Genomic DNA, 12,577 nt, shown 5'->3' with positions numbered 1-12,577 from the left:
CGCCGTTGGGCTTCGTTGCGAAGCCCAATCCGTACCCTCTCAGACGTAACGCGATTTGGGCGTCGCCATCGGCAGCGGGCCGTCGCCGATTAGGCGAAACTCGCCGCGCGCCGCATCGTAGGCGCGGATTTCACTGGTGCCGATGTTGTAGAGCCAGCCGTGAATGAACAGCTGGCCGCTGGCCAGTCGCGCCGCTACCGAAGGGTGCGTGCGCAGGTGTTCGAGCTGCGCCAGCACGTTCTCCTCGGTGAGGATGCGCAAGGTGCTGTCATCGGCACAGCCGCAATTCTCTTCCACCACGGTCCTGGCCACCTCGGCATGACGCAGCCAGCCCCTGACCGTCGGCATGCGGTCCAGCCCGGACGGGTCGAGCACCGCTTTCATTGCGCCGCAATCCGAATGTCCACAGATGATGATGTGCTTGACGCCCAGCGCCATCACGGCGAACTCGATCGCAGTCGACACGCCACCGTTCATCTGGCCGTAAGGCGGCACGATGTTGCCGACATTGCGGGTCACGAACAGATCGCCCGGCGAACTCTGGGTGATCAGCTCCGGGAGAATCCGTGAATCGGCGCAGGTTATGAACATCGCCCGCGGCGTCTGCTCGTGGGCAAGTTTGGAGAACAACTCGCGCTGCTGCGGATAGACATCCTCGCGAAAGCGCATGACGCCCGCGACCAGGTTGTCGAGCGCTTCCTGCGCCGTTTCGCTCGTCTTGTCTTCGAGGCTCATGTACGACATCTCTTTCTGTATGGGTTGAGCCCGCGCCGGCAGATCGTGCCGAAGCGGGCGCCGAGACCCGACCGGACCGGCGCTCACACGCCAGTTGCGGGTTTAATTATTCGCCGCGAATGTACTGTTCGAGATGCTGGATCAAACTTTCTTTCTCGGCGACGAGCTCTTTGACCACGTCGCCGATGGAAAGCATGCCGACCAGCTTGCCCGCTTCGAGTACCGGCAGGTGGCGCAAGTGCCGATCGGTCATCAGCTGCATGCATTCTTCCAGTCCCTGATGCGGCTCGACGGTCACCAGGTTGACGCTCATGATCGTGCTCACGGGAGTCGCGAACGACGAACGCCCTTTGAGGACACATTTGCGCGCATAGTCGCGCTCACTGACGATGCCGACCAAGCGACCATCAGCTTCGGCCACCGGCAGTGCACCGACGTTCTTTTCCGCCAGCACCTGCAGCGCCGTGAATATCGTGTCGGTCGGCGCGATGGTATGCACGCTCAAGTTCGACTTGCTGCTGACGACCTGTCCTACCGTTTTCATGGTTTCATCTCCTCCATGCCGCCCCCAAGCCGGACGCCGTTCGTAGCATCATCCGCAGGCACGGGTGGGTAAAGCGTTTTTCCGCGCTTGAAACACGCCGTTCCAAAAGACGCATGCGCCGGCAAGGAAGACACCTATACCGTGCCTGGACGTATCCAGGCACGGCTCGGGCTCAGGCGATCTCGATCAGCAGGTCGCCGGGCGTCACGCGATCGCCCTTGGCCACATGCACAGCCTTCACGGTACCGGCAATGGGCGCCTGAATTTCGGTTTCCATCTTCATCGCCTCGCTGATGAGCACCGGCTGGCCGGCCTTGACCACATCGCCTTCCTTGACCAGCACGTCGACCACATTGCCCGGCATGCTGGTGCTGACATCGCCCGGACCGCTGGCCTGCTTGCGCTGACCACCAGCGCCGCCGCCGACGAAGTTGTTCAATGGCTCGAACACCACTTCTTCCGGCATGCCGTCGATGGAGAGGAAGAAATGCCGCTTGCCTTCGCCCTTGACGCCGACTCCGGTGATGTCGACACGGTAGGTCTCGCCGTGTACGTCGATGACGAACTCGGTCGGCACGCCCTCCCCGCCTGCAGTACCCACCGCGTTGCCGTCCGGAATCGGTAGCAGTACTTCAGGCTGCAAGGTGCCGGCCTCGCGTTCCTCGAGGAACTTGCGGCCGATGTCCGGGAACATGGCGTAGGTCAGCACGTCCTCTTCGGATTTCGCCAGCGCACCGATCTCCGTGCGCAGCTTGTCCAGTTCCGGCTTGATCAAATCGGCCGGACGCACCTCGACGATCTCCTCGCCGCCGATGGCCTGGCGCTGCAGCTTGGCATCGATGGTGCCCGGCGCCTTGCCGTAGCGGCCTTGCAGGTAGAGCTTCACTTCATTGGTGATGGTCTTGTAACGCTCGCCGGCCAGCACGTTGAAGAATGCTTGGGTGCCGACGATCTGCGAGGTCGGCGTGACCAGCGGCGGATAGCCGAGGTCCTTGCGCACGCGGGGGATCTCGGCGAGCACTTCGTCCATGCGGTTGAGCGCGCCCTGCTCCTTGAGCTGGTTGGCCAGGTTGGAAATCATCCCGCCGGGCACCTGATTGACCTGCACACGGGTATCGACGCCGGTGAACTCACTCTCGAACTGATGGTACTTTTTACGCACTGCGTAGAAGTACAGGCCGATCTCTTGAATCAGTTCAAGATCGAGCCCGGTGTCATAGGGTGTGCCACGCAGGGCAGCGACCATCGACTCGGTCCCCGGATGGCTGGTGCCCCATGCCATGGAGGATATAGCGGTGTCGATGTGATCGGCGCCGTTCTCGATGGCCTTGAGCTGGCACATGCTGGCGACGCCGGCGGTGTCGTGAGAATGGATGAACACCGGCAGGTCGATTTCTGCCTTCAACGCACGCACCAGATCGCCGGTGGCGAACGGCGTCAGCAGGCCAGCCATGTCCTTGATGGCGATCGAATCGACACCCATGTCGCGCATTGCCCGACCCTGTTCGACGAACAGCTCGATGGTGTGTACCGGGCTGGTGGTGTAGGCGATGGTGCCCTGGGCGTGCTTGCCGGTCTTCTTGACCGCGCGAATCGCTGTTTCCAGGTTCCGTACATCATTCATAGCATCGAAGATGCGGAATACGTCGATGCCGTTGTCCGCCGCCTTGGCACAGAAGGCCTCGACCACATCGTCGGCGTAGTGCCGATAACCAAGCAGGTTCTGCCCACGCAAGAGCATCTGCAGGCGGGTATTGGGCAGCGCAGCCTTGAGCTGGCGCAGGCGCTCCCAAGGGTCTTCCTTGAGGAAACGCACGCAGGCGTCGAAGGTCGCGCCGCCCCAAACTTCGAGCGACCAATAGCCGACCCGATCGAGCTTCTCGCAGATCGGCAGCATGTCCTCGGTGCGCATGCGGGTAGCGATCAGCGACTGGTGGGCGTCGCGCAGGATGGTGTCGGTAACGGTGATTTTTTTCTGAGCAGTCATGGTTCGTTCCTCACAGTCCTGCGTGGGCAGCGATGGCGGCGGCGATGGCCAGGGCCAGTTCGCTCGGCTTGCGCTTGATCGAGTAGGTCATCAATTCCGGGTGGTTATCGACAAAGCTGGTGTTGAACTGCCCGCTGCGAAAATCCGGATTTTCGAGAATCTTCTGGTAGTAGAAGGCGGTGGTCTTCACACCCTGCACGCGCATGTCGTCCAGCGCGCGGGAACCACGGGCCAGCGCCTCTTCCCAGGTCAGCGCCCAGACGATCAACTTCAGGCACATCGAGTCGTAGTACGGCGGAATGGTGTAACCGGTGTAGATCGCCGTGTCGGTACGCACGCCCGGGCCGCCAGGCGCGTAGTAACGGGTGATCTTGCCGAAACAGGGCAGGAAGTTGTTGCGCGGATCCTCGGCGTTGATGCGGAACTGCAGGGCGAAGCCGCGATACTGGATGTCTTCCTGCTTGAACGAGAGCGGCAAGCCCGAAGCGATGCGGATCTGCTCGCGGACGATGTCGATGCCGGTGATCTCCTCGGTGATGGTGTGCTCCACCTGCACCCGAGTATTCATTTCCATGAAGTACACCTCGCCATCGGCGAGCAGGAACTCCACGGTGCCGGCATTCTCATAGCCCACCGCCTTGGCCGCACGCACTGCCAGATCGCCAATATAGGCGCGCTGCTCCGGAGTCAGCTGAGGGCTGGGCGCGATCTCGATGAGCTTCTGGTTACGGCGCTGGATCGAGCAGTCGCGCTCGAACAGATGCACGGTGCTGCCGAAGGAGTCGGCCAGGATTTGCGCCTCGATGTGCTTGGGCTCGACGATGCATTTCTCGAGGAACACGTCCGCCGAACCGAATGCTTTGGTCGCTTCGGAGATTACCCGTGGGTAGGCCTGGGCCAGTTCCTCGCGAGAGTTGCAGCGGCGAATGCCGCGCCCGCCCCCGCCGGAAGTCGCCTTGAGCATCACCGGGTAGCCGATGCGCTCGGCCTCGGCCAGCGCTTGCTCGACATCGGCGACGTTGCCTTCGGTGCCGGGCGTGACCGGTACACCGGCCTTGATCATGCTGCGCCGGGCTTCGGTCTTGTCGCCCATGCGGCGAATGACTTCGGCGCTTGGACCGACGAACTTGATGCCGCGCTCGGCGCAGATTTCCGCCAGCTCGGCATTCTCCGAGAGAAAGCCGTAACCCGGATGCAACGCATCGCAGCCGGTCTCGACGGCCAGGTTCACCAGCTTGCGCGGGTTCAGGTAGCCGGCCAGCGGGTCGTCACCGATGAAATACGCCTCGTCGGCGCGCTTGACGTGCAGCGCATGGCGGTCAGGCTCGGCGAATACCGCCACCGAGCGCACGCCCATTTCGGCACAGGCCCGCACGATGCGGACGGCAATTTCACCGCGGTTGGCGATCAGCAGCTTCTTGATCACGCTGTCATTCCCTCGGTCGATTAGCAGGCGGCCACCTCGTGGGGCCGTGTGGCGCTTGCACTCAATGCAAGCGTTTAAACCCTACGCCCACCGGCATGATTACCGAAAATAAATAATTGTTTGACGTTGAATAAGCAATTACTTATAGCTTGCGTTTAAGCGCGCTAGATCGCGGCCTCGGCGGGGTCAGTTCTCGTGATCGAAGGTACAAAAACAAGCAAGAGCGGCGAAATATGCGAAAAACCATGATGCGCATAACACTGCGCCAGCTTCAGCTATTCCGGGCGGTGTGCGAAAGCCGTTCGTACAGCCGAGCGGCCGAGGAGATGGCCCTGACGCAGCCAGCGGTGAGTTTGCAGATCCGCCAACTCGAAGACCTGATTGGCCAGCCGCTATTCGAATACCTGGGTAAAAAGCTCCATCTCACCCCGGCGGCCGAAGCGCTGCAGCGCGCCAGCACCGACATTTTCGGCCGCCTGGACAGTCTGGACATGCAGCTTTCGGATTTGCAGGGCTCGCTACACGGGCAGCTGAACCTTGCCGTGGAATCGAGCGCCAAGTACATCACCCCGCACCTGTTCGCCGCCTTCAAGCGGCAGCATCCGGAAGTCAATCTGGAGCTGGTCGTGGTCAACCATGCGCAGGCGGTCAAGCGGTTGTCGATCAGCCGCGACGATCTGTTGATCATTTCCCAGGTCCCGACCGACATGGATCTGGAATTCCTGCCGTTTCTGAATAACCCGATCGTCGCCGTCGCGCCAGCCGATCATCCGCTGAGCCAGGCGGCCGAGCTGACCCTGCAGGACCTGACCGCCTACCCGCTGCTCGTACGCGAACCGGGATCGGGTACGCGCAAGGCAGGCGAGGACTATCTGCGCCAAAAGCGCGCGCATTTTGCCCAGACGATTCAAGTCGCCTCGCTGGATGCGCTGCGCGAAAGCGTAGTGGCTGGACTTGGCGTGGCGCTGATGCCGCGCCACGCCGTGCACCTTGAACTGACGCACGGTCTGCTACGCGAGCTGCCGGTTCAGGAACTGCCGCTGTACCGCAGCTGGTGCGTGGTGCACCCGAGGGCAAAGCGGCTCAGCCCGGTCGCCCAAGCTTTCCTCGCCTTCATCCGTGAAGAACGTGCGCAGATCAGCGCATTGGCGACGCGTTTTGCCGGCGTTCCGCCCCAGCCTCCAGCAACGGGCTGACCATCAGCAGATCGGGGAACTCCATCAGCTGCGCATGCAATTGGCGCTGCTCATCGTAGCTTTCAATGGCGCGACGGAAATACATGCGGCGCTCGTCCTGCAGCTTGCGGCGGGCACGGGCATCGAGGTTGACGTAGGTTTCACGGTGCTGAGACATGGGGTTCTCCCGAGAAAGGTACTGGGAGGTTCAGCATCGGAGCTATGGGTGACGCTATGAGGTCAGGTCGATGACGTTTCGAAGACGATCAATCTTCGTGCGGCTTCACCGACTTGGGTGACAGGCGCAAGCTGCGCAGGCTGCGCTTTACGCTCTTGAGGTGGTTAACCAAGCTCGGCCCGCGCGCCATGGCAACGCCCATCGCCAGCACGTCGATCACCACCAGATGGGCGATGCGCGAGGTCAGCGGCGTATAGATTTCGGTGTCTTCCTGGACATCGATGGCCAGGTTGATGGTCGCCAGCTCCGCCAGCGGCGTCTGGCTCGGACAGAGCGTGATCAGCGTGGCGCCGGATTCGCGCACCACATTGGCGGTGATCAGCAGATCCTTGGAACGCCCCGACTGGGAAATGCAGATAGCCACATCGGTGGGCTTCAGCGTGACCGCCGACATCGCCTGCATATGCGGATCGGAATACGCCGCCGCGCTGAGCAGCAGGCGGAAGAATTTGTGCTGGGCATCGGTCGCGACCGCACCGGACGCGCCGAATCCGTAGAACTCCACCCGTTCGGCCTTGGCCATGGCGGCCACGGCACGCTCCAGCGCGTCGGAGTCGAGGCGTTCGCGCACGTCCATCAGGGTATGCAGGGTGGTGTCGAAAATCTTCAGCGCGAAGTCGGTGACCGAATCGTTCTCGCTAATGGCGAACTGGCCGAAGCTGGCGCCAGCGGCAAGACTCTGCGCCAGTTTGAGCTTGAGATCCTGAAAACCGAGGCAACCGATGGCGCGACAGAAGCGCACGATGGTCGGCTCGCTGACGCCCACTGCATGAGCCAGATCCGCCATGGAGCTGTGCATCACCGCAGCCGGATCGAGCAGTACATGGTCGGCCACCTTGAGCTCCGACTTGCGCAGCGAACTTCTCGATTGGGCGATGTGTTGCAGCAGGTTCACGTTCCGGACTCGCTATGATCAATACCGGGCAAGGAAGGTCAAACGCAGCGATGCGCTCACAGCTACCTTGCCGGCTGGCTGTAGTGGGCTTGTAGTTATACTACAAGGCCTGCAGCATCGCCCACCTATTGAGTTCACCTTCTAGCTAGGAGCGACGCTGTGTCCATTTCCTGCGACATGCTGGTATTTGGCGGTACCGGCGATCTGGCGCTACACAAACTCATCCCTGCGCTTTACCACCTGCACCGTGAGCGGCGACTGCACGATGACGTGCGCATCCTTGCCATTGCTCGCCAGGAGATCGACCGCGACGCATTCCTGTCCCTGGCCGAGCGCCATTGCCGCGCCGGCATCGCGCGCACCGATTTCGAGGTCGACATCTGGCAAGCGTTCAGTCGACGCCTCGATTACTTCGCCATGGATGCCTCCCAGCGTGGCGAATTCCTCGGTCTTGCGCATCACCTCGGCCCATCCGAAGGACGCGTGCGGGTGCATTACCTGGCGACCGCGCCGAGGCTGTTCGTGCCCATCGCATCCAATCTCGAAAGCGCCGGACTGGCCGGCGAAGACGCGCGCATCGTGCTGGAGAAACCCATCGGCCACTCCCTGGATTCGGCGCTCGAGATCAACGAAGCGATCGGCGCGGTCTTCCCCGAGTCGCGGATCTACCGGATCGATCACTACTTGGGCAAGGAGACGGTGCAGAACCTCATGGCACTGCGTTTCGCCAACGCCCTGTTCGAGCCGATCTGGCGCAGCGGTCATATCGACCATGTGCAGATCACCGTGGCCGAAACCCTCGGCGTCGAGAATCGCGGCAGCTATTACGACCACGCCGGCGCTATGCGCGACATGCTGCAGAACCATCTGCTGCAGCTGCTCTGCCTGGTGGCAATGGAGGCGCCGGTGCGTTTCGACGCCAAATCGATACGCGGCGAGAAGGTCAAGATCCTTGAGGCGCTCAAGCCCATCACCGGCAACGACGTGCAGGACAAGACCGTGCGCGGCCAGTACAGCGCCGGGCGCATCGGCGGCCACGATGTGCAGGCCTACTACTTCGAACAGGATGTCGATAACGACAGCGATACCGAAACCTTCGTCGCGGTAAAGGCCGAGATCAACAACTGGCGCTGGGCCGGCGTGCCCTTCTACCTGCGCACCGGCAAGCGCATGGCTCGCAAGCGCTCGGAAATCATCGTCACCTTCAAGCAGGTGCCACACATGCTGTTCACCAAAGGCGAGGTCAACCGCCTGGTGATCAGCCTGCAACCCGAAGAAAGCATCAGCCTGCAACTGATGGCCAAGGCACCCGGCAAAGGCATGCAGCTGGAGCCGGTGGAACTGGATCTGAACCTGGCCAACGCCTTCAGCAGCACGCGTCGCTGGGAGGCGTACGAGCGTCTGCTGCTGGATGTGATCGAAGGCGATTCGACGCTGTTCATGCGCCGCGATGAGGTGGAAGCGGCGTGGAACTGGGTCGATCCGATCCTGCGCGGCTGGCAGAACCATTACCGCAAACCGAGGCCATATCCGGCCGGCACCGATGGCCCCGAGCAGGCCCGTCAGCTGATCGAGCATCAAGGTCGGCAATGGTGGCGCTGAGCTGCCGAACGGGGCGATTTTCGACACACCGACGTTCATTTCAGCCATTGGGACAGAGCGGTTCGCACAAGTAAGGGCAACTAACGTATCAGGCGCTCGAGAACTAAGGATTAAGTTCGTATTCATCGCCGCTCTGTCGGGCGACCACAAAAAAATTCATCAATGCGATGAAGTCGCCATCTCCCTGGAAACGGATCGCCGATATCCAGCAACGATATCGGCGGCTCGGCCCTTAGTTCTGCCACCCCATTTTCCCTAGTTGCCAGCGCAAGCTCGGTTAATTCAACCGCCGTGAAAAGCGGCCGCGATCCGTTGTCGGATCCGCACAACCGGAATCCGCCTCAAGCCCCGCCCCATGAGGGTTTCACCGGAGCCTTCGACGGCGGCGCATGGTCTCTGAATACAGTCGTAATCCAGGCCTCTGAATCGGCCTATTTCTTCGCGGCTGGTCCCGCCAATATCCAGCAGGATATTCAACTCGGATCAAAGCGAATTCCAAGCTGCCATCGGCTAATTCAACTTTCTCGATAAAACACGAACTTCGGAGATATCAGCGGCGATCCGCTACCCATGATCGGCGACTTGGGTTGAGATTAATTTTTTGATGTGTTTATTCTAATAAAGGATTTCAATCAGCAACCCCAAAGGTCTTGTTTTGAGTGTTCCTACCGTAACGCTCCGTCGCCCCACCGACGGCGACGGTTATCCCCTCCATGAGCTGGTAGCGCGCTGCCAACCTCTGGACACCAATTCGGTGTACTGCAACCTGCTGCAATGCTCCGATTTCGCCGATACCTCCATTGCCGCCGCCGATGCGGATGGCCGATTGGTAGGTTTCATTTCTGGTTACCGCCCGCCTTCCCGCCCGGACACATTGTTCGTCTGGCAGGTCGCGGTTGACGCGTCGATGCGCGGCCAAGGTCTGGCTCTGCGCATGCTGATGGCCCTGATCGCACGGGTCGCCAGAGAACAGGACGTGCGCTATCTGGAAACCACCATCTCGCCGGACAACGGGGCATCACAGGCGCTGTTCAAGAAGGCTTTCGCCAAGCTCGAAGTTGACTACAGCACTCGCACCTTGTTCGCTCGCGCCGAACATTTCGCCGGCAAGCACGAAGACGAAGTGCTCTATCGCGCCGGCCCGTTCGCCGCACCCCATTCAGAAGAAGAATTAGAGGAAAACGCATGAAAACTTTCGAACTGCACGAATCCGGCGTTCGCAGCTACTGCCGATCCTTTCCCGTGGTTTTCAAACAGGCGCGTGGCGCCGAGCTGATCACCCGCGACGGCAAGTCTTACATCGACTTTCTCGCTGGTGCCGGCACGCTCAACTACGGCCACAACCATCCGGTGCTCAAGCAGGCGCTGCTCGACTACATCAGCGACGACGGCATCACTCATGGCCTGGACATGTACTCCGATGCCAAGGAGCGTTTCCTCGAGACCTTCAGTCGCCTGATTCTCAAGCCGCGCAACATGGACTACGTCATGCAGTTCACCGGACCGACCGGTACTAACGCGGTTGAAGCCGCGTTGAAGCTGGCGCGCAAGGTGACCGGTCGCAACAACGTCATCAGCTTCACCAACGGCTTTCACGGCTGCAGCATCGGCGCCCTCGCGGCAACCGGTAACAAGCATCACCGCGGCGCCGCTGGCGTACCGCTGACCGACGTCAGCCGCATGCCTTACGCCAACTACTTCGGCGACAAGGTCAACACCATCGGCATGATGGACAAACTGCTGACCGACCCCTCCAGCGGCATCGACAAGCCGGCTGCGGTGATCGTCGAAGTGGTACAGGGTGAAGGCGGTCTGAACGCCGCGTCCGCCGAATGGGTGCGCAAGCTGGAAAAACTCTGCCGCAAGCACGAGATGCTGCTGATCATCGACGATATCCAGGCTGGCTGCGGCCGCACCGGCAGCTTCTTCAGCTTCGAAGAAATGGGCATCAAGCCGGACATGATCACCCTCTCCAAGTCGCTGTCGGGCTTCGGCCTGCCGTTCGCCATGGTGCTACTGCGCAAGGAGCTGGACCAGTGGAACCCCGGCGAGCACAACGGCACTTTCCGCGGCAACAACCACGCCTTCGTCACCGCAGCCGCCGCCCTTGAGCATTTCTGGCAGGACGACGAGTTCGCTAAAAGTGTTCAGGCCAAGGGCAAGCGCATCGCCGATGGCATGCACAAGATCGTCCGCCGCTATGGCCCGGATTCGCTGTTCGTCAAAGGCCGCGGGATGATGATCGGCATCAGCTGCCCGGATGGCGACACCGCCGCTGCGGTCTGCCGCCATGCCTTCGAGAACGGTCTGGTGATCGAGACCAGCGGTGCCCACAGCGAAGTGGTCAAGTGCCTCTGCCCGCTGGTGATCAGCGAAGAGCAGATCGACAAGGCCATGAGCATTCTGGACAAGGCGTTTGCCGCCGTGATGTCCGAGCAGGACACCAATCAAGCCGTTTCTTGAGGAGCTGAAAATATGATCGTACGTACTCTGGCTGACTGCGAGCAATCCAACCGCAAGATCGTTACCGAAACCTGGGACAGCACCCGCATGCTGCTCAAGGACGACAAGATGGGCTTCTCCTTCCACATCACCACCATCTTCGCCAACACCGAGACGCACATTCACTACCAGAACCATCTGGAATCGGTGTACTGCATCAGCGGCAACGGCGAGATCGAGACCGTTGCCGACGGCAAGATCTACAAGATCGAGGCCGGCACCTTGTACATCCTCGACAAGCACGACGAGCACCTGCTGCGCGGCGGCAGCGAGGACATGAAGATGGCCTGCGTCTTCAACCCGCCGCTTAACGGCAAGGAAGTTCATGACGACAGCGGTGTCTATCCGCTGGAGGCCGAAACCGTCGTCTAACGTGAACCGTAGTACGGGTGCACTCGCCAGCACGGCGTTTCCCGCCGGCATTGATTGGCGGCTGCACCCGCCCTACGACTGCGCCGCATTGTCCACCGCAATTTACCGCGACCATAACAAGTAATCGCGGAACGAAGGAGGAAGACATGAGCACCTCGCAAGCTGACCTGTATCCCTCGCGCCAGGAGGATCAGCCCAGCTGGCAAGAACGGCTGGACCCAGTCGTCTACCGTAACGACATGGCCAATGCGCCGGTCCCGGCCGAGTTGATCGAACGCTTCGAGCGTGACGGTTATCTGGTCATCCCCAATCTCTTCAGCGCCGAGGAAGTCGCGTTTTTCCGCGACGAACTCGAGCGCATGCGCCAGGATCCGGCCGTTGCCGAATCCGGCAAGACCATCAAGGAACCCGACAGCGGTGCGATCCGCTCGGTGTTCGCCATTCATAAAGACAACGCGCTGTTTGCCCGAATCGCTGCCGACGAGCGGACCGCCGGGATCGCCCGCTTCATTCTCGGCGGCGACATCTATGTCCACCAGTCGCGGATGAACTTCAAGCCCGGCTTCACCGGCAAGGAGTTCTACTGGCACTCGGATTTCGAAACCTGGCACGTCGAGGACGGACTGCCGCGCATGCGCACGCTGAGCTGCTCGATCCTGCTGACCGACAACGAGCCGCATAACGGCCCGCTGATGCTGGTCCCCGGTTCGCACAAGCATTTCGTTCGCTGCGTGGGTGCGACGCCGGAAAACCACTACGAAAAGTCCCTGCGCAAGCAGGAGTTCGGCGTACCGGATCACGACAGCCTCACCCGGCTGGCCGAGCAGCATGGCATCGACACCGCCACCGGCCCGGCGGGCAGTGTGCTGTTCTTCGACTGCAACACCATGCACGGCTCCAACAGCAACATCACACCCAGCGCGCGCAGCAATCTGTTCTATGTCTACAACCATGTGGATAATGCTGCCCAGGCGCCGTTCTGCGGGCTCGCACCACGCCCCGACTTCGTTGCCGAGCGTGAGGATTTCACGCCGCTGCAGATCCAGCCACAACGCTATCTCTGACCTTTATGAACCATTCCCGTCAGCACGGGGATGGTTT

At 61.1% G+C, this 12,577-nt stretch carries 12 protein-coding genes; 6 read left to right on the top strand and 6 right to left on the bottom strand.

The genetic code is table 11. From position 1 onward, the window contains the following. Positions 1–39 precede the first annotated feature (39 nt). The 4 genes from E0D86_RS07595 to E0D86_RS07580 form a co-directional block, all read right to left on the bottom strand. Complete coding sequence (locus tag E0D86_RS07595; protein WP_131649404.1) at positions 40–735, bottom strand: carbonic anhydrase; 696 nt, start codon at positions 733–735, stop codon at positions 40–42. A gap of 106 nt (positions 736–841) precedes the next feature. Beyond that, positions 842–1,279, bottom strand: a complete 438-nt coding sequence (locus E0D86_RS07590) for a CBS domain-containing protein (RefSeq protein ID WP_131649403.1) — start codon at positions 1,277–1,279, stop codon at positions 842–844. A gap of 172 nt (positions 1,280–1,451) precedes the next feature. After that, complete coding sequence (oadA, locus tag E0D86_RS07585; RefSeq protein WP_131649402.1) at positions 1,452–3,266, bottom strand: sodium-extruding oxaloacetate decarboxylase subunit alpha; 1,815 nt, start codon at positions 3,264–3,266, stop codon at positions 1,452–1,454. 10 nt (positions 3,267–3,276) lie between these two features. Then, positions 3,277–4,692 (bottom strand): acetyl-CoA carboxylase biotin carboxylase subunit, encoded by a 1,416-nt coding sequence (locus E0D86_RS07580; RefSeq protein ID WP_131649401.1) that lies wholly within the window; start codon positions 4,690–4,692, stop codon positions 3,277–3,279. A gap of 248 nt (positions 4,693–4,940) precedes the next feature. Between E0D86_RS07580 and E0D86_RS07575 the strand changes: the two genes are divergently transcribed. Then, positions 4,941–5,888 (top strand): LysR family transcriptional regulator, encoded by a 948-nt coding sequence (locus E0D86_RS07575; protein ID WP_165914223.1) that lies wholly within the window; start codon positions 4,941–4,943, stop codon positions 5,886–5,888. Here the strand turns inward: E0D86_RS07575 and E0D86_RS07570 are convergent. Then, positions 5,830–6,045: a PA3496 family putative envelope integrity protein gene (locus E0D86_RS07570; protein WP_131649399.1), complete on the bottom strand. Its 216-nt coding sequence runs from the start codon at positions 6,043–6,045 to the stop codon at positions 5,830–5,832. The genes E0D86_RS07575 and E0D86_RS07570 overlap by 59 nt on opposite strands. 88 nt (positions 6,046–6,133) lie before the next feature. Then, the gene (gene hexR / locus E0D86_RS07565; protein ID WP_131649398.1) at positions 6,134–7,000 is read right to left on the bottom strand and encodes a transcriptional regulator HexR; all 867 of its coding nucleotides are present in this window, start codon (positions 6,998–7,000) and stop codon (positions 6,134–6,136) included. Between the two features lie 177 nt (positions 7,001–7,177). Here hexR and zwf point away from each other — a divergent pair, with 177 nt between their 5' ends. From zwf to thpD, 5 genes are all read left to right on the top strand, one after another. Next, a complete protein-coding gene (zwf, locus tag E0D86_RS07560; protein WP_371924057.1) occupies positions 7,178–8,602 on the top strand; it encodes a glucose-6-phosphate dehydrogenase in 1,425 nt (474 codons plus the stop codon). Positions 8,603–9,257: 655 nt separating this feature from the next. After that, a complete protein-coding gene (gene ectA / locus E0D86_RS07555; RefSeq protein WP_131649396.1) occupies positions 9,258–9,791 on the top strand; it encodes a diaminobutyrate acetyltransferase in 534 nt (177 codons plus the stop codon). Further along, the gene (ectB, locus tag E0D86_RS07550) at positions 9,788–11,065 is read left to right on the top strand and encodes a diaminobutyrate--2-oxoglutarate transaminase (protein WP_131649395.1); all 1,278 of its coding nucleotides are present in this window, start codon (positions 9,788–9,790) and stop codon (positions 11,063–11,065) included. The genes ectA and ectB overlap by 4 nt, the downstream gene beginning before the upstream one ends. A gap of 12 nt (positions 11,066–11,077) precedes the next feature. Continuing rightward, positions 11,078–11,476 carry an ectoine synthase gene (locus tag E0D86_RS07545; RefSeq protein WP_131649394.1) on the top strand — a complete coding sequence of 133 codons (399 nt, stop codon included), beginning with the start codon at positions 11,078–11,080 and terminating at the stop codon, positions 11,474–11,476. A gap of 146 nt (positions 11,477–11,622) precedes the next feature. Continuing rightward, positions 11,623–12,540: an ectoine hydroxylase gene (gene thpD / locus E0D86_RS07540; protein WP_131649393.1), complete on the top strand. Its 918-nt coding sequence runs from the start codon at positions 11,623–11,625 to the stop codon at positions 12,538–12,540. Positions 12,541–12,577 lie beyond the last annotated feature (37 nt).

The organism is Pseudomonas sp. IC_126, assembly GCF_004331835.1.
Taxonomy (GTDB): domain Bacteria; phylum Pseudomonadota; class Gammaproteobacteria; order Pseudomonadales; family Pseudomonadaceae; genus Stutzerimonas.
The sequence above is the reverse complement of the archived record's forward strand: the minus strand, read 5'-3'. Positions and strand labels throughout refer to the sequence as shown.